The following is a 17,565-nucleotide window of genomic DNA, read 5'->3' on the forward strand; positions in this document are numbered from 1 at the left end:
GCTCCCACAAAAGCCAGCCCACATTTGAATGGTGTACGCCATAGCAATAAGGGAAAGATGTGATAACCAAGCAAGCCTTCCCGACCATCCGGGCCATCCAGCGCAGTGCCTGGAACGACTGCTTTCCCGGTGCCCTGGAGGACTGGGACTATTACGTCGCCGTGGAAAACGCCGCGATGGATGACTTCAAGTGGCGTTACCTCGCCGTTTACGAGGATGGAACGCTGGTGGCCGTGGCCGCAGCGTTCATCACCCACTACCGGCTCGACACCACGGTGTCGGGCGCCAGCAAACGCCTGACCGAGCGCGTGGAGCGGCTGTGGCCGGGTATTTTGCAGCTGGGGCTGTACGCCCTCGGCTCACCGGTGGCGGAGCGTTGCGACGCCGGCGTCGCCAGCCATGTAGCCGAATCGCGGCGCCCGCTGTTGCTCAAACACCTGTTGCAGGCTGCACGCCAGGACGCCGACGACTTCGGTATCGGCCTGGTGGCCGTCAAGGACGCCCCCACACAGGACCCGCATTGGCTCGCGAGTTGCCGGGCGGCAGGCTTTCAGAGCATGCCGAGTTTGCCCACGGGCGTTTTGCCGCTCCCCTATGGCTCGGTCGACGCCTACCTCGGCTCGCTGGGCAAATCCACGCGCAAGGACCTGCGCCGCAAATTGCGCGCACCGGGCCCACGGGTGGAATGGCGACGCAATATCGATGACGTGCTGCCCGAGGTCATGCGCCTGTATGAGGCAACCCTTGCGCGTGCCGAGTTGCAGTTCGAGCGGTTGCCCGCCGACTACTTCACCGGCGTGCTCGAACGCCTCGAAGCGCGCGCGATGTGTGTTCTTTACTGGGTGGACGAGCAATTGGTAGCGTTCAACCTGGTGCTGGTGGATGAACATCGCCTGGTGGACAAGTTCTTCGGGCATGACGTTGAATTCACCCGTGATTACAACCTCTACTTCCGCAGCTGGCTGACCAATATCGACTACTGTATCCAGCACAATATTGCGCTGTACGAGTGCGGGCAGGCCGGGTATGCCAGTAAGCTGCGCCTGGGGTGCGAATTCCACGGCAACAGCCTGTTCTTCCGCCACCGTAATCGGCTGGTGAACGGCCTGCTCAAAGTAGTGAAAATGTTTTTCCGACCGGATCGTTCCGACCCTGCCATGGCTGCTGCGATAAGCGAAACCCGATGATCACCAAGACCCGCCAGAAAGCCCGTCCCTTTGCCATTTCGCGCTGGAGCGTCCAGCGCAAGCTGGTGCTGGCGTTCTGGTTGGTCAGCGTGATTCCCACCATGATTGCCGCGGAGCTGGCCGCCACTACGCTGTCGCAGATCTTCGACAGCAACGTGCGTATCTGGCTGCAGGAGTCGACCAAGATCGTCAAGGACGAGATCGGTGACATCCTTCATGACAACGCGCGCATGGCCAAATTGTTCCTGCGCTACACCAGCCCGCCGTCCAGCAAGCAGGCGGCCAAACACGACCGCCTGACCACCGACATTGCCGACGCCACCGACATCGACGTGGTCGCGCTGATCCGCACCAGCGATCAAAAAGTCGTGTTCAGCACCGCCGCCGATGACATCGTCAAACAGATCAGCCTCGCCCCGAACACCGTGCTGCAGACCGTGCAGGTGGGCGGCGTGAGCACCGGGATTGTGATTTCGACTTTCGAGACCACCCAGGACGGCGTCGACTACCTGCTGCTGGTGGGCACCTACCTGGACAGCAGCTTTCTGACCAGCGTCGCCGACGTGCATTCCCTCGACCTGCGTCTGTACCTGGCCAACCCCGAGGGTTTCTCGGAAATATTCTCGACCCAGCGCTTTGAGGATCACCCGGCGCGCATTCCGAAAAACGTTGAAGCCGCGATGCGCAGCACCAAGCAGCCGAGCGAGCAATTCACCAATAACTACAGTGGTTTGTACTGGCCGATTTTCAATGATGCCGGCGACTTGCAAGGCGTGATTTTCAGCGGCTTGCTGCGCCATACCAGCCTGGTCGGGCTGGTGAACCAGAGCAATTTGTTTGTGTTGATTTTCCTGCTCAGCTCGGCGTTGTCGCTGGCGGCCGGGGTGCTGGTGTCGCGGCGCCTGACCCAGCCGCTGCGGGATTTGTCCCAAGGCGTGAGCGCGGTGATTTCCGGCAATTACGAGCACCGCGTGCAGGTCACCGGCGGCGACGAGCTGGCGCAGTTGAGCAGCACCTTCAACCACATGACCGAGCGCCTGGGGGAATTGCATCACCTCGAGGCCCAGCTGCGCCGGCGTGATCGCCTGCATGCCTTGGGCGAGGTCGCCATGGGCCTGGCCCACGAAATCCGCAACCCGCTGGGCATCATCAAAACCGCCACGCAATTGCTGCACCGTCGCGCCGACCTGGCCGAGGCCGACAAGCGCCACCTGGAATACGTGATCAGCGAAGTCAGCCGCATCAACGACCTGATCACCGAGTTCCTCGATTTCGCCAAGCCCAACCCGCCGTTGCGCGTGCTGCAGCCGGCGCGCCCGCTGGTGGAGGAAATCCTCGGGTTCTGCGCGCCGGAACTGGCCAGCCATAACATCGATGCGCAGATCGACGACCAGGCGCCGGGGGCGACGCTCTACGCGGACGCCAAGCAACTCAAGCAGGCGTGTCTGAACCTGATCCTCAACGCCATCGACGCCATGCCCGAAGGCGGGCGCCTGACCCTGGGCATTCGCAGCGCCGGCGGCAATACGGTGATCAGCATCGGCGACACCGGCCAGGGCATTCCGGCGGAAATGATCGAACGCATCTTCACGCCATTCGTCACCACCAAGGCTTCCGGCACCGGCCTGGGCCTGGCCAAAGTCTATTCGATCATGGAAAGTCACGACGGCAACATCGAATGTGCCAGCGACAAAGATGCCGGCGCCACGTTCAGCCTGTACATTCCGGCGATAGGCGAAGACGACGAGGACAGTCATGACGCATAACATTCTGGTAGTCGACGACGAACCCAAGCTCTGCGACCTGCTCGCGTCGGCCCTGGGCCAGAACGGCGTGCAGGTCTTTATTGCCGGCAACGGCCTGCACGCGCTCAAGGTACTCGAGCAGGAAGACATCGACCTGGTGATCAGCGACTGGCGCATGCCGGGCATGGACGGCCCGGCCTTGCTGGCGGAGATCAAACAACGCTACCCGCATGTGCCGGTGATTGTCATGACCGCCTACAGCACGGTTAAAAACGCCGTGCAGTCGATGCGCAACGGCGCCTATGACTACATCGCCAAGCCGTTCGACATCGACGAGTTGGACATCACCGTGGCCAAGGCCCTGCAGTTTCGCGACATCATGCGCGACAACGCGCGCTTGCGCGCCGAGCTGGATGAGCACGCGCAGTTCGACAGCCTGGTGGGCGACAGCCCGGCGTTTCGCAAAGTGCTGCAGGCGGTGGATTCGGTGCGTGACAGCAGCGCGACCATCCTGCTGACCGGCGAAAGCGGTACCGGCAAGGAAATGGTCGCCCGCGCCATCCACAAGCACGGCAGCCGTGCCGACAAACCCTTCGTGGCGGTCAATTGCGCGGCCATCCCCGAAGGCCTGCTGGAGAGTGAAATGTTCGGCCATCGCAAGGGCGCCTTTACTGGCGCTGTGGCGGATCGCATCGGGCGTTTCCAACAGGCCGACAAGGGCACGCTGTTTCTCGACGAGGTCGGCGATATGCCGTTGGCGTTGCAGGCCAAGATTCTGCGCGCGTTGCAGGAACGCGTGATCGAACCGGTGGGCGACCCGCGCGAGCGCAAAGTGGATGTGCGGGTGATCGCCGCGACCAACAAGAACCTGCTGGACGCGGTGGCCAACAAGGAGTTTCGCGAAGACCTGTATTACCGGCTCAACGTGTTCCCGATTCCATTGCCGGCCCTGCGCGAACGTGTGGAAGACATCGCGCCGCTGGCCCGGCACTTCGCCCAGACCCTCAGCGCCACCGCCGGCAAACGCATCACTGGCTTCAGCCCCGACGCACTGCAGGCGATGGCGGCTTATCACTGGCCGGGCAATATCCGTGAGCTGCAAAACTGTGTGGAGCGCGCGACCATCGTCGCCGCCTCAGCGGTGATCGAGGACATCGACCTGCCGGGTTATCTGTTTGCTTCCCGGCCCAGCGAGGGCGGCGTGACGGCGATTCTCAGCGATGGGCCGGGCATTCCCCAGGACCTGGATGCGGCGCTGGCGGAGGTCGAGAAGGCCTACATTCTGGCGGCGTTGCAGGAGAGTAACGGCGTGCAGGCCGCCGCGGCGGCGAAGATCGGGATTTCCGAGAGGAGTTTCTGGTATCGGCTGAAGAAGCTGGGCATTCAGGTGGACAAGATCGTCCGCTGATTAAAAATGTGGGAGGGGGCTTGCCCCCTCGCACATTTTTTGACCGGGTCGGCTCAGGCGTGGATGCGTACCCAGATACTCACCAGGACCGTCGCCGCCATCAGCCAGGCTACCGCGGCTACGGCCAAGGACGCTTCCAAGCGCAGCCGATCAACCAGCACGTACAACGTCGCCAAATACACAAAGTACGGAATGATCGACCACATCCCGAACAGGATCGTGGTCTTCAAATCTTCCACCGAACGCCCTTTGCCGACGATGTAATGCGCGATCAACGCAAAGGTCGGAAACAGCGGCACCAGGCCGGCGATGTAATAGTTTCTGGTCTTGGCCAGTGCGGCGAGTATCAGTACCACCGCCGCGCCGAGGGCAGCCTTCAATAACAGATCCATCAGTGGCTCAACCCGTATTTCTTGACCTTGTCGAACAGTGTGGTCTTGGCCATGCCCAATTCCTGGCTGGCCTGGGTCAGGTTGCCGCCGCTGCGTTGCAACGCGTCGTTGAGCAGGTTGCGCTCGAACGCTTCCACCGCCTCGGTAAAGGCCAGGCCATGGTTGACGGTGCCGCTGCCGCTTTTCTTGAAGGCGGGCAAACCCAGGGCAAATCGCTCGGCGACGTTGCGCAGCTCGCGCACGTTGCCGGGCCAGTCGTGGCTCATCAGGATCGATACGGTCTGGTTATCTAGCTCCGGCACGCTGCGGTCAAAACGCAGGGAGGACTGCTGCAGGAAGTGTTCGAACAGCTGCAGGATGTCTTCGCGGCGCTCACGCAGGGGTGGCAGCTCCAGGGTCACCACGTTGAGGCGGTAGTACAGGTCGCTGCGGAACTGGTTGGCGCGGCTCAGTTCGTCGAGGTCGGACTTGGTGGCGGCGATCACCCGGCAATCCACCGCCACGCTCTGGTTCGAGCCCAGGCGTTCCAGGGTGCGTTCCTGCAATACCCGCAGCAATTTGATCTGCAGGTTGATCGGCATGCTTTCCACTTCATCGAGGAACAGCGTGCCTTCATGGGCGTGCTCGATCTTGCCGATACGCCGCTTGCCGGCGCCGGTAAAAGCGTTGGCTTCGTGGCCGAAAATCTCGCTTTCGAACAGGTTCTCCGGCAGGCCGCCGCAGTTCAAGGCGACAAACGGGTGGGAATGGCGCCGGCTGAAATCATGCAGGCAGCGCGCGACCAGTTCCTTGCCGGTGCCGGTCTCGCCTTCGATCAGCACGTTGGCCGAGGTGTCGGCGACGTTGGCGATCAGTTCACGCAGGTTCTGCATGGCCGGCGAGCGCCCGATGATGCGGCCTTCGAGCGAATCGCGCTCGGCCAACTGGCGGCGCAGCGACCAGACTTCCCGCGCCAGCCCGCGCTGCTCGAGGGCGCGGCGCGCCACATCGACCAGGCGCTCAGGAGAGAAGGGTTTTTCCATGAAGTCATAAGCGCCGTTGCGCATTGCGCCGACGGCCATGGAAATGTCGCCGTGCCCGGTGATCAACACCACCGGCAGGCTTTTATCCAGGGCCTTGAGGCGCGTGAGCAGCTCCAGACCGTCGATGCCCGGCAGGCGAATATCGCTGATCACAATGCCGGCGAAATTCTCGCCGATGCGCTTCAAGGCTTCTTCGGCACTGCCCACGCCGACGCTGGGAATGTCTTCCAACGCCAGGGCTTGCTGGCAGCCGAGCAGCACATGTGGGTCGTCTTCGACGATCAGCACGGTGAGGTCGTCTTTGGGGGCTGTAGCGTCTGTATTCATGTCGACTCAGCTTTTTGAGTGCCCACCAACGGCAGGCTCAAGACAAAGGCCGTACCACCACTGGCCGGGTGTTCGACGGCGAGGTTGCCGCCGGTGGCCGCCGCGAGGCTGGCGGACAGGGTCAGGCCCAGGCCCAGGCCTTGCTCGCCGGGTTTGGTGGTGAAGAACGGTTCGAATAAATGTTTGCGTGCCTCGGGGTCGATACCGTGGCCGTTGTCGCGCACTTGCAAGCGGTATTTGCCCTCGCTGCTGTGCCCGTCCAGCCACAGTTCGGGGGCCGGTTGCGCCTGCATCGCATCGAGGGCGTTGCCGATCAGGTTGACCAGGATCTGCTCGAGGCGTGTCTGGTCGATCTGCAGTTGGGCGTTGCTGAAGTCGCGGTGCACGGTCAGCGGCAGGCCGTCCAGGCGTGCGCCGAGTACCTGGAAGGCGGCGTCCACGGCTTTGCCGAGGTTGGCTTCGCCCTGGTCATCGCCGCGCCGGGCAAACGAGCGCAGGCTGGCGGTGATGCGGCCCATGCGGTCGATCAGCTCGTTGATGGTCTTGAGGTTGGCGCTGGCGGTGTCCAGCGCACCACGCTCCAGAAAGCGCACGGTGTTGCCCGACAGGGTGCGCAGCGCGGCCAATGGCTGGTTCAATTCATGGGCGATGCTGGTGGACATCTGGCCGATGGCCGCCAGCTTGCCGGCCTGCACCAGTTCATCCTGGGCGCGGCGCAGGGTTTCTTCGGCCTGGCGGCGCTCGCGGATCTGGCCCTTGAGCCGTTCATTGCTGGCGCGCAGGTCGCTGGTGCGTTCGGCAATCCGACGCTCCAGTTGGCTATTGGCTTCCTGCAAGGCTTCCCGCGCGGCGAGGCGGGTGGCGATGACCTTGCGGCGCTCGTTCCAGGCGATCAGCAGAAACGCGACCAGGCCAAACGCGACGGCCACCAGGATGCCCTGGTTGATTGCCGCGCGGCGCAGGTCATTGAGCGGCGTGAGCAGGGTGAAATTCCACGGCGTGTCGTTGAGTGGGCGGGTTTGTGCCAGGTAGCTGACCGCGTGCTCGTCGTTCACCACTTCGCTGTTGGCCGGGAAGGTCAGCTTCTCGGCGCCTTCGTTGATGCGTTCACGGGCCAGGGGTTCCAGCTCGTTCAGGGTTGCCCAGTAATATTGCAGGCTGTGGGCCAGGCGATCCTTGGTGTCATCGCTCAGCGGACGCACGGCCTTGAGGCGGCGGGCCGGGTCGCTGGAGAGGATGATGATGCCGTTTTCGTCGCTTACAAACGCTTCGAGACGCGCGCGTTGCCAGCGTTCTTCCAGGGCTTCGAGGCGCACTTTGACCACGGCCACACCGATGATCTTGCCGTGCTCCTCCAGGCCATGGGCCAGGTAGTAGCCGGGTTCGCCATTGGTGCTGCCGATGCCGTAGAAACGCCCGGGCTGGCCGCGCACGGCATTCTGGAAATAGGCACGGAAGGACAGGTCTTCACCCTGGTAACTGTCGGCATCGCGCCAGTTACTGGTGGCCAGCACGCGGCCGGTGGTGTCCATCACGTAGATAGCCCGACTGCGACTGCGTCGGTTCAGGCCTTCGAGGTAATCGTTGACGGTCTTGCGGGTTTCCTGGTTCGGGTCGGCCAGCAGTGTGGAGACGCTGGACTCCAGTTCCAGAAGGCTGGGCAGGTATGTGTATTTGCTCAGTTCGCTTTCGACAGTCCGGGCATGCAGCTCCAGCTGGCGTTCGCCATTGTCGCTGAGGGTGCGAATGCCATAGTACTCACTGACCCAGAAGCCGATGTAACCCAGGCCGATCATCAGGGCGATGATCAACGGCGGCAGGAACAGTTGGCGAATCAGGCGAGGTTTCACGGCAAGTGATGGCGGTGCGGCGCGAAATTGGTTGGGGTCGCATTTCATCACAGATGCCTTGGGTCAACCAGAGCTTGCCATGTGGGAGGGGGCAAGCCCCTTCCCACATTGGCTCGGGTTTGATTGCTTAGTGCTGCAGGATTTTCTCAAGGAAGTGCTGCGCGCGTTCGGAGCGGGCGCTGATGTCGCCGAAGAACTCTTCTTTGGGGCAGTCTTCGATGATCTTGCCGGCGTCCATGAAGATCACGCGGTCGGCCACTTTGCGCGCGAAGCCCATTTCGTGGGTCACGCACATCATGGTCATGCCTTCGTGGGCCAGTTGCACCATCACGTCGAGCACTTCGTTGACCATCTCAGGGTCGAGCGCCGAGGTCGGTTCGTCGAACAGCATGACGATCGGGTCCATGGCCAGGGCGCGGGCGATTGCCACACGTTGTTGCTGGCCGCCGGACAGTTGCCCCGGATGCTTGTGGGCGTGCGCCGACAGGCCGACGCGCTCCAGCAGTTGCAGGCCTTTCTTGGTGGCTTCTTCCTTGCTGCGGCCGAGCACCTTGATCTGTGCGATGGTCAGGTTTTCGGTGATGGTCAGGTGCGGGAACAGCTCGAAGTGCTGGAACACCATGCCCACGCGCGAACGCAGTTTCGGCAGGTTGGTCTTCGGGTCGGCGATGGACGTGCCATCGACCACCACGTCGCCTTTCTGGAACGGCTCCAGCGCGTTCACGCATTTGATCAGGGTGGACTTGCCCGAGCCCGACGGCCCACACACCACGATCACTTCGCCTTTTTTAACCTCGGTGCTGCAATCGGTCAGCACCTGGAAGTCGCCATACCACTTGTTGATGTTCTTGATAGAGATCATACGGCAAACCTTTTTTGCAGACGCTTGACCAGCAGCGAGGCGGAAAAGCTGATGATGAAGTAGACGACACCGGCGAAGATCAGGAACTCGTTGGAGCGGCCGATGATGTCGCCGTTCGAGCGGGCGGAGTTGAGGAAGTCCACCAGGCCCACGGTGTAGACCAGCGAGGTGTCCTGGAACAGGATGATCGACTGTTGCAGCAGCAACGGGGTCATCTTGCGGAACGCCTGGGGCAGGATGATCAGGCGCATGGTCTGGCCATACGTCATGCCCATCGCCTGTGCCGCCGCCATCTGGCCCTTAGGGATCGACTGCACGCCGGCCCGCACGATCTCACAGAAGTACGCGGCTTCGAACATCATGAAGGCCACGACGCAGGAGGTGAACGCGCCGATCGGGGTGTCTTCGCCGGTGATCCAGCGCAGCACGAACGGCACCGCCAGGTAGAACCAGGTGATCACCAGCAGCAGTGGGATCGAACGGAAGTAGTTCACATAGGCGCCGGCCAGGCGCGACAGCAGTTTGCTGGAAGACAGGCGCATCAACGCGAGGATGGTCCCCAGGATGATGCCGCCGACCACGCCCATGACCATCAACTGCAGGGTCATGACCATGCCGTTCCACAGGCCCGGGATGGCGGGGATGATGCCGCTGAAATCGAATTCCATTATTTACCCCCCACGGAGATCAGGCCGGGCACGGCGACTTTCTTCTCGACCACGCGCATCAGCAGCATCAGGCTCATGTTCAGGGTGAAGTAGATCAGCGTGGCCAGGGTGAAGGCCTCAAACAGGTTGGCCGAGAACTCGGCGGTCTGCTTGGTTTGCGCCAGCAGTTCCATCAAGCCGATCAAGGACGCCACGGAGGAGTTCTTGAACACGTTGAGGAATTCCGAGGTAAGCGGCGGAATGATGATCCGGTAGGCCTGGGGCAGCAGCACGTTCCAGTAGATCTGCGGCAGCTTGAAGCCCATGGCGCGTGCGGCGGATTCCTGGCCGCGTGGCAGCGCCTGGATGCCGGTACGCACTTGTTCGCATACACGGGCGGCGGTGAACAGGCCCAGGCACACGACAACGCTCAGGTAAGCCGAGGTCGTCGGGTTGAGGTCCTGTTTGTACCAGTCCTGCAGGTTCTGCGGCAGCAGGTCGGGTATCAGGAAGTACCAGATGAACAGCTGAACCAGCAGCGGTACGTTACGAAACAGTTCCACGTAGCAGGTCGCGATGCCCGACACGATGCGGTTTGGCACAGTGCGCATGACCCCCAGAATGGAGCCCAGCAGCAAGGCGATAATCCAGGCCACGACGGCGATGGCGATGGTCCAGCCCAGGCCGGCGATGTACCAGTCGAGATAAGTCTCGCTGCCCACGCCGGTGGACTTGAAGAACACGCCCCAGTCCCAGTTGTAATTCATTAGGGTCTCCCCTCGAAGTCGATCGATGTACAAGCACCCGCTTGGGGAAGATCCTTTCCCGCCTGACGGTGAACGCCAGGCACACGCGATCGGCTCGAAAACCGCCAGGTCGAGTGTTCCAAATTAAAGCCAGCAGGTAGTAACAGACGCCTGAGAGAGGTTGGCTCCCTCAGGCGATAAGCTTAGTCAGGTATCAGATTTTTACGTCAGGTGCTGGCTTGTCGCTTGGGTTGGCGATCAGCTCCTTCACCTTGTCGCTCATCGGGAAGTTCAGGTTCAGGCCTTTTGGTGGAATCGGGCTCTCGAACCACTTGCTGTAGATCTTGTTGATCTCGCCGGATTTGAACAGGGCGACGATGGCGCCATCCACGGCTTTCTTGAAGGCCGGGTCGTCTTTACGAACCATGCACGCGTAGGCTTCAAAGGACTGTGGAGTACCGGTAATGACCCAGTCATCCGGCTTCTTGGCCTTGGCTTCTTCGCCGGCCAGCAGGGCGTCGTCCATCATGAAGGCAACGGCGCGGCCGCTTTCGAGCATCTGGAAGGATTCGCCGTGGTCTTTGGCGGAGATGACGTTCATGCCCATTTGCTTGTCGGCGTTCATCGCTTTGATGATGCGCTCGGACGTGGTGCCGGCGGTGGTCACCACGTTTTTGCCTTTCAGGTCGGCAAAGTCAGCGTAGGACGGCTTGCCATCCTTGTCTTTCTTGACCAGCAGACGGGTGCCGATTTCGAAGATGTTGACGGTGAAATCAACCTGCTGGGCGCGTTCGGCGTTGTTGGTGGTGGAGCCGCACTCAACGTCCGCGGTGCCGTTCTGAATCAACGGGATACGGGTTTGCGAGGTCACCAGGTTGTACTTGACCTTGAGGTCGGGTTTGTTCAGGTCTTTTTTCAGTTGTTCGACGATCGCCAACTGAATGTCGTGGGAGTAGCCCACGGGTTTGCCCGAAGCATCCGCGATGTAGGAAAACGGAATGGAGCTGTCGCGGTGAGCGAGAGTGATGGTGCCGGAGTCGTTGATTTTCTTCAGTGTGCCGGTGAGTTCGGCGGCGAAAACTGGAGTGCTGATCAGAGCAGCAGCGATAGCTGCGCCCAGGATATGGGGAACGATGCGCATCAATACTTCCTCGACATTTGTTTTTTTTATGAAGCCGGCTAGACGGCTCTCTTTGTACTGCGAATGCCTGTAACGGCGCCTGAGGCGTTACGGGTAATCGTCAGGGAGTGTAGAGCATGAGTCGTGCCAGCCCCAAAGAAAATGCCCAACTATATGATTTATAAAGATATTAAATTTAAACGGCGAGTAATACACAGTCGTTTAGTCCGGCAAACCGAATAGTCAGGATTGGGGTGTTCGGAAAACCGAACGCAAAAAAAAGCCCCTGCGACTTTCGACGCAGGGGCTTTTGTAGTACCGGGCTGTCAGGCAGCTTCGATCTTGCTGCGGTTCTGTTCAACCTTGGACAGGTAACGGTGCAGGTTTTCCTGTTCTTCAGGGGTGGTGAACAGGCCGAGCTTGGTACGGCGCCACAGTACGTCCTGCGGTTGGGTCGCCCATTCTTCAGCGCACAGGTAGTCAACCTCGCGGGTGTAGAGGCCGCCACCCAGGTGGTCGCCCAGGTCGGTCAGCGATTGCACGCCTTCCAGCAGGCGCCAGGTGCGGCTGCCATAGGTGGTCGACCAGCGGCGCGCGATTTCGCTCGGCACCCAGTCGAATTTGGCGCGGATCGCCTCGGCCAGGGCCTCTGGCGTGGTCATGTCTTCGCCGCCTGGCAGGCTGGCCGTGGCGGTCCAGCTTGGGCGCATCTGCGTGAAGTACGGCGCCAGTTGCGCCATCGCCGATTCGGCGAGCTTGCGGTAGGTGGTCAGCTTGCCGCCGAACACCGACAAAATCGGTGCCTCGCCCTTCTCGCCGGACAGCGACAGGGTGTAGTCACGGGTGATGGCCGAGGGGTTATCCGACTCATCGTTGCACAGCGGGCGAACACCGGAGTAGGTGTGGACGATGTCGTCGCGGCTGACCTGCTTCTTGAAGTGGGCATTGACCACCTTGAGCATGTAGTCGGTTTCGCCTTCGGTAATCGCAACTGCAGCCGGGTCGCCGGTGTATTCGCGGTCGGTGGTGCCGATGATGGTCAGGTGGTTCAGGTACGGAATGGTGAAGACAATGCGCTGGTCTTCGTTCTGCAAGATGTGCGCATGGGCGCCTTCGTACAGTTTCGGCACGATCAGGTGGCTGCCCTGGATCAGGCGGATGCCGTAGGGCGAGCTCAGCTTCAGGTCTTCCTTGATGAACTTGGCGACCCATGGACCGGCCGCATTGACCAGGGCGCGGGCACGAATCGAGAACAGGCTGCCATCGGCGCGTTCCATGTTCATTTCCCACATGCCGTTGCTGCGGTGTGCGCTGACGCAACGGGTCTGGGTGTGGATATGCGCGCCTTTTTCGCGGGCGGCCATGGCGTTGAGCACCACCAGACGCGCGTCGTCGACCCAGCAGTCGGAGTATTCGAAGCCCTTGGTGATTTCGCTTTTCAGCGGGCTGTCCGGGCCAAACTTGAGGCTTTTGGAGCCGGCGAGTTTTTCGCGTTTGCCCAGGTGGTCATACAGGAACAGGCCGGCACGAATCATCCAGGCCGGGCGCAGGTGCGGGCGGTGCGGCAGCACAAAGCGCATCTGCTTGACGATGTGCGGGGCCTTGGCCAGCAGCACTTCACGTTCGGCCAGGGCCTCACGCACCAGGCGGAATTCGTAATGTTCAAGGTAACGCAGGCCGCCGTGGATCAGCTTGCTGCTGGCTGACGACGTATGGCTGGCGAGGTCGTCCTTTTCGCAAAGGAATACCGACAAACCGCGCCCGGCTGCGTCTGCTGCAATCCCGACGCCGTTGATCCCGCCGCCGATAACGGCGACGTCATAGACTTCGGCAAGCGGTGGGGCAGGCAAGGTAGAAGGGTTCATCGGCTGGCCTCGCGATCATTTTGTATTGGAATACGAACATTAATGTTCATTTCCGAAAATAGTAGCTGATAAATGCGCGCGCAGCCACCCGACTTCGATTGAAAAAACTCATCGAAGGGGTGGAAAGGGAAAATTTGTGAACATGAGGGTGTCAGATCGATCGCCATCGGGGGCAAGCCCTCTCCCACAGGTTGATCGCATTCCAATGTGGGAGGGGGCTTACCCCGATGGCGCGAGCGAAGGCGCTAAACGACTTCCAGCCGAACCTTATGCTGGTTCAACAACTGCACCAGCGCCGGCACCGGCTGCTGATCGGTCACCAGGCAGTCCACCAGGCTGATCGGCCCCAAACGAATCATGGCATTGCGCCCGAATTTGCTCGAGTCGGCCGCCAGGATCACCTGGCGCGCATTGGCGATGATCGCCTGGGAAACCCGCACTTCCTGGTAGTCGAAGTCGAGCAGGCTGCCGTCTTCGTCGATACCGCTGATCCCTACCAGGGCGAAGTCGACCTTGAACTGGTTGATGAAATCCACGCTCGCCTGCCCCACCACGCCGCCGTCACGGCGCACGTTGCCGCCGGTCAGCAACACATCGAAGTCGTCCTTGGCGCTGAGCATGGTGGCGACGTTGAGGTTGTTGGTGATGATTTTCAGGTGGTTGTGGTTCAGCAGCGCGCGCGCGATGGATTCGGTGGTGGTACCGATATTGATGAACAGCGAGGCGTGATCGGGGATTTGCGCGGCGATGGCTTCGCCGATGCGCTGTTTCTCGTCGCGCATCTGGTCGGCACGCATGGCGTACGCGGTGTTTTCGACGCTGGAGTCATAGGCCGCGCCGCCGTGGTAGCGGCGCAGCAGATTGGCATCCGCCAGTTGGTTGATATCGCGGCGGATGGTTTGCGGGGTGACAACAAATAGCTGCGCCATTTCCTCGATGCTGACGTAGCCGCGTTCGCGGACCAGTTCGAGGATTTGTTGCTGGCGGGGAGGCAGATTCATGGGGCGTCCTTTGGGCTGCCATACAAAAGTGGCCCATGATGACGCAGGAATCTGCTCCCTGCCAGTTACAACCCTATAGAGGTCCGGCGCTTGGCTTATTCAGCGCCTTCGTGGGGTTCCCAGTCGCGGGTGCGGCTGACCGCTTTTTGCCAGCCGGCGTAGAGCTTCTCCTTGGCCACTTCGTCCAGCTGCGGTTCGAATTCGCGCTCGATCACGGCCTTGCCGCGCAGTTCGTCCAGGCTGCCCCAGAACCCGCAGGCCAGGCCGGCCAGGTAGGCGGCGCCGAGTGCGGTGGTCTCGCGCATTTGCGGGCGCTCGACCTGCGTGCCGAGAATATCGGCCTGGAATTGCATCAGGAAGTTGTTGGCCACCGCGCCGCCGTCCACACGCAGGGCCTTGAGGCGCTCGCCGGAATCCTGCTGCATCGCGTCCAGCACGTCGCGGGTCTGGTAGGCAATCGACTCCAGGGCGGCACGAATAATGTGATCCACACGCACGCCGCGGGTCAGGCCGAACAGTGCGCCACGCGCATACGGGTCCCAGTACGGGGCGCCCAGGCCGGTGAATGCCGGGACCAGGTACACGCCGTTGCTGTCCTTGACCTTGCCGGCGAAGTATTCGGTGTCGGTGGCGTCGGCGATGATTTTCAGCTCATCACGCAGCCACTGCACGGTGGAACCGCCATTGAAGACTGCGCCTTCGAGGGCGTAGGCCACTTCGCCGCGCGGGCCACAGGCGATGGTGGTGAGCATGCCGTGCTTGGACTTGACCGCCTTGTCGCCGGTGTTCATCAGCAGGAAGCAACCGGTGCCGTAGGTGTTTTTGGCCTGGCCGGGCTCCACGCACATCTGGCCAAACAGCGCCGCTTGCTGGTCACCGGCGATACCGCCGATGGCGATGCCGCTTTTGGTGCGGCCGTAGATTTCCGAGGAGGATTTCACTTCCGGCAGCATTTCGCGCGGCACGTCGAGAATCTCCAGCATCTTCGCATCCCACTCCAGGGTGTGGATGTTGAAGAGCATGGTGCGCGAGGCGTTGGTGTAGTCGGTGACGTGGGTTTTGCCGCCGGTAAATTTCCAGATCAGCCAGCTGTCGATGGTGCCGAACATCAGTTCGCCGTTGCGCGCGCGCTCGCGGCTGCCTTCAACGTTGTCGAGGATCCACTTGAGCTTGGTGCCCGAGAAGTACGGGTCGGTGACCAGGCCGGTGGTGTCGTTGATGTACTGCTCGTGGCCGTCGCGCTTGAGCTGCTGGCAGATCTCGGTGCTGCGGCGGCATTGCCAGACGATGGCGTTGTAGATTGGGCGGCCGGTGATCTTGTCCCATACCACGGTGGTTTCACGCTGGTTGGTGATACCGATGGCGGCGACCTGGTCATGGTGCAGGCCGGCTTGTGCCAGGGCCTCGACCATCACCGCGCTCTGGGTGGCGAAAATTTCCATCGGGTCATGTTCGACCCAGCCGGCCTGGGGGTAATGCTGAGTGAATTCACGCTGGGCGGTGCAGACCACGTTGGCGTCACGATCGAAGATGATCGCGCGGGAACTGGTGGTGCCCTGATCGAGGGCAATGATGTAGTTCTTATTCTCGATATCGGTCATGTGAATTGCCTTGGACGAAATAAGGAAGTCAGAAATCAGCCTGGGCCGCGAAGGGCAGGGGACCAGGCTGGCGCTTTCAGGAAATGCGAGTCTTGCCGTTGACAGCCGTGTCAGGTGTTTCAGCTATAGCAGGTTCGGCGCTGGGCAGATGGCGGGCAATCAGCCCGCGGTAGGCCGCAGCACCGAGGCATGCGCCGACAATTGGCGCGAAAATCGGAATCAGGAAGTAAGGAATATCGCGGCCGCCAGTGAAGGCCATTTCACCCCAGCCGGCGAAAAAGGTCATCAGCTTGGGCCCGAAATCCCGTGCCGGGTTCATCGCGAAGCCGGTCAATGGGCCCATGGCGCTGCCGATCACCGCAATCAGCAGGCCGATCAGCAGCGGCGCCAGCGGGCCGCGTGGCAGGCCATTGTTGTCATCGGTGAGCGCCATGATCACACCCATCAGGATCGCGGTAATCACCATTTCCACCAGGAACGCCTGGGCAGTGCTCAGCAGCGCGTGGGGATAGGTGGAGAACACCGACGCCAATTCCAGGCTGGCTTGTGTGCCGCGCACCAGATGGTGGGTTTGTTCGTAATCGAAAAACAGGTTGCTGTAGAGCGTGTACACCAACGCCGCCGAGCAAAAGGCACCGGCAACCTGGGCGAGGATATAGAAGGGCAGTTTGCGCTTTTCGAAATCGGCAAACAGGCACAGCGCGATACTGACCGCCGGGTTGAGGTGAGCCCCGGAAATACCGGCGCTCAGGTAGATCGCCATGCTGACGCCGATCCCCCAGATGATACTGATTTCCCATAGGCCAAAGCTGGCACCCGCGACCTTGAGCGCAGCGACACATCCCGTACCGAAGAAGATCAGAAGCGCAGTCCCGAGGAATTCGGCCATGCATTGGCTCGAAAGTGAAGGCTGTTGAAGAGCAGTTGTCATGGAAAACCTCAATTGTTGTTCTTGTCTGGCGATTGGCCTCAACGGGCCATGCGCGATTTTCACCGTGGAGGTGATCCCCATCTCCTACGCGGCTTACTGCTGGAAAACCGTAGGTCTATTCCTACAGTATTCGGAAACGAAAAAATATAGACAAGAATGACGGCTGTCAAAGGTCGAAAGTGAACCGGTAGTCACTTTCCAACTATTGGTCTGGTGAATGATCACGCCGCACCCTCGAAGCCTATCCCTCGGCACCGCGCGCACTAGAGCGTTTTACGCGGGGTTGGCCTAGAATTGGCCAACTGTTTGCCAAGCCCGGAGAGGCCATGACACCTGCATTGGATCTGTTGAAAAAAGTTCGCGCCGAACATCGCATCCACAGTTACGAGCATGACCCCAAGGCTGCTTCATATGGCCTGGAGGCCGCGGAGAAATTGAGCCTCGACCCGGCGCAGGTGTTCAAGACCTTGCTGGCCAGCAGTGAAAAGGGCGAATTACTGGTGGCGGTGGTGCCGGTCGTCGGAAGTCTGGACTTGAAGGCCCTGGCCCACGCTGCCGGGGTTAAGAAAGTCGAAATGGCCGACCCGGCCGCGGCGCAACGCTCCACCGGATACTTGCTGGGTGGCATCAGCCCATTGGGGCAGAAGAAGCGCTTGCGCACGTTTATCGATGTGACGGCGCAGCCGTTCGCGACGATTTTTGTGAGTGCGGGCAGAAGGGGGTTGGAAGTGGAGTTGCCGGCGGCGGTGCTGGCAGAGCATACCCGGGCCAAATTTGCACCGATTGGCCGGGCCTGAATTTCACTTTTGAAGAGCATGATATCCAATGTGGGAGTCGGGCTTGCCCGCGATGCAGGCGCCT

15 protein-coding genes are annotated in these 17,565 nt (G+C 61.1%); 4 read left to right on the plus strand and 11 right to left on the minus strand.

Annotated elements, in window-relative coordinates; all coding sequences use genetic code 11:
* The first annotated feature begins 59 nt into the window (after positions 1-59).
* Genes WBR57_RS01690 through WBR57_RS01700 form a run of 3 tightly spaced genes read left to right on the plus strand, consistent with a single transcriptional unit; the run spans position 60 to position 4,340 of the window.
* On the plus strand, positions 60-1,187 hold the full coding sequence (locus tag WBR57_RS01690; RefSeq protein WP_424081541.1) for a GNAT family N-acetyltransferase: 1,128 nt from the start codon (positions 60-62) through the stop codon (positions 1,185-1,187).
* Positions 1,184-2,953, plus strand: coding sequence for an ATP-binding protein (locus WBR57_RS01695; protein WP_424081543.1), 1,770 nt, complete (start codon positions 1,184-1,186; stop codon positions 2,951-2,953). Before WBR57_RS01690 ends, WBR57_RS01695 begins: the two co-directional genes overlap by 4 nt.
* Entirely contained in the window at positions 2,943-4,340 is a 1,398-nt protein-coding gene (locus tag WBR57_RS01700; RefSeq protein WP_424081544.1) for a sigma-54-dependent transcriptional regulator, read from the plus strand. Before WBR57_RS01695 ends, WBR57_RS01700 begins: the two co-directional genes overlap by 11 nt.
* Positions 4,341-4,393: 53 nt before the next feature.
* Here the strand turns inward: WBR57_RS01700 and WBR57_RS01705 are convergent, their stop codons facing one another.
* The 11 genes from WBR57_RS01705 to WBR57_RS01755 all read right to left on the minus strand — a co-directional run bounded on the left by WBR57_RS01705 (position 4,394) and on the right by WBR57_RS01755 (position 16,704).
* Positions 4,394-4,732 carry a GlpM family protein gene (locus WBR57_RS01705; RefSeq protein WP_424081546.1) on the minus strand — a complete coding sequence of 113 codons (339 nt, stop codon included), beginning with the start codon at positions 4,730-4,732 and terminating at the stop codon, positions 4,394-4,396.
* On the minus strand, positions 4,732-6,081 hold the full coding sequence (locus tag WBR57_RS01710; RefSeq protein WP_424081548.1) for a sigma-54-dependent transcriptional regulator: 1,350 nt from the start codon (positions 6,079-6,081) through the stop codon (positions 4,732-4,734). Before WBR57_RS01710 ends, WBR57_RS01705 begins: the two co-directional genes overlap by 1 nt.
* Positions 6,078-7,979, minus strand: a complete 1,902-nt coding sequence (locus tag WBR57_RS01715) for a sensor histidine kinase (RefSeq protein ID WP_424081550.1) — start codon at positions 7,977-7,979, stop codon at positions 6,078-6,080. The genes WBR57_RS01710 and WBR57_RS01715 overlap by 4 nt, the downstream gene beginning before the upstream one ends.
* A gap of 79 nt (positions 7,980-8,058) precedes the next feature.
* Positions 8,059-8,793 carry an amino acid ABC transporter ATP-binding protein gene (locus WBR57_RS01720; protein WP_010170183.1) on the minus strand — a complete coding sequence of 245 codons (735 nt, stop codon included), beginning with the start codon at positions 8,791-8,793 and terminating at the stop codon, positions 8,059-8,061.
* Positions 8,790-9,461 carry an ABC transporter permease subunit gene (locus WBR57_RS01725; RefSeq protein ID WP_043048812.1) on the minus strand — a complete coding sequence of 224 codons (672 nt, stop codon included), beginning with the start codon at positions 9,459-9,461 and terminating at the stop codon, positions 8,790-8,792. The genes WBR57_RS01720 and WBR57_RS01725 overlap by 4 nt, the downstream gene beginning before the upstream one ends.
* Positions 9,461-10,207: an amino acid ABC transporter permease gene (locus WBR57_RS01730; RefSeq protein WP_003208731.1), complete on the minus strand. Its 747-nt coding sequence runs from the start codon at positions 10,205-10,207 to the stop codon at positions 9,461-9,463. Before WBR57_RS01730 ends, WBR57_RS01725 begins: the two co-directional genes overlap by 1 nt.
* Before the next feature lie 193 nt (positions 10,208-10,400).
* Entirely contained in the window at positions 10,401-11,327 is a 927-nt protein-coding gene (locus WBR57_RS01735) for a glutamate/aspartate ABC transporter substrate-binding protein (protein ID WP_424081554.1), read from the minus strand.
* Positions 11,328-11,632: 305 nt separating this feature from the next.
* A complete protein-coding gene (gene glpD, locus WBR57_RS01740) occupies positions 11,633-13,171 on the minus strand; it encodes a glycerol-3-phosphate dehydrogenase (protein WP_424081556.1) in 1,539 nt (512 codons plus the stop codon).
* 245 nt (positions 13,172-13,416) lie between these two features.
* Positions 13,417-14,172, minus strand: a complete 756-nt coding sequence (locus tag WBR57_RS01745) for a DeoR/GlpR family transcriptional regulator (RefSeq protein WP_010212755.1) — start codon at positions 14,170-14,172, stop codon at positions 13,417-13,419.
* Positions 14,173-14,267: 95 nt separating this feature from the next.
* Entirely contained in the window at positions 14,268-15,773 is a 1,506-nt protein-coding gene (gene glpK, locus WBR57_RS01750) for a glycerol kinase GlpK (RefSeq protein ID WP_424081558.1), read from the minus strand.
* A gap of 76 nt (positions 15,774-15,849) precedes the next feature.
* On the minus strand, positions 15,850-16,704 hold the full coding sequence (locus WBR57_RS01755; RefSeq protein WP_424081560.1) for an MIP/aquaporin family protein: 855 nt from the start codon (positions 16,702-16,704) through the stop codon (positions 15,850-15,852).
* Positions 16,705-17,030: 326 nt separating this feature from the next.
* Between WBR57_RS01755 and ybaK the strand changes: the two genes are divergently transcribed.
* Positions 17,031-17,501 (plus strand): Cys-tRNA(Pro) deacylase, encoded by a 471-nt coding sequence (gene ybaK / locus WBR57_RS01760; protein ID WP_424081562.1) that lies wholly within the window; start codon positions 17,031-17,033, stop codon positions 17,499-17,501.
* Positions 17,502-17,565: the final 64 nt, after the last annotated feature.

Origin of the sequence: Pseudomonas sp., from assembly GCF_049590575.1 — a bacterium.
Taxonomy (GTDB): Bacteria; Pseudomonadota; Gammaproteobacteria; order Pseudomonadales; family Pseudomonadaceae; genus Aquipseudomonas.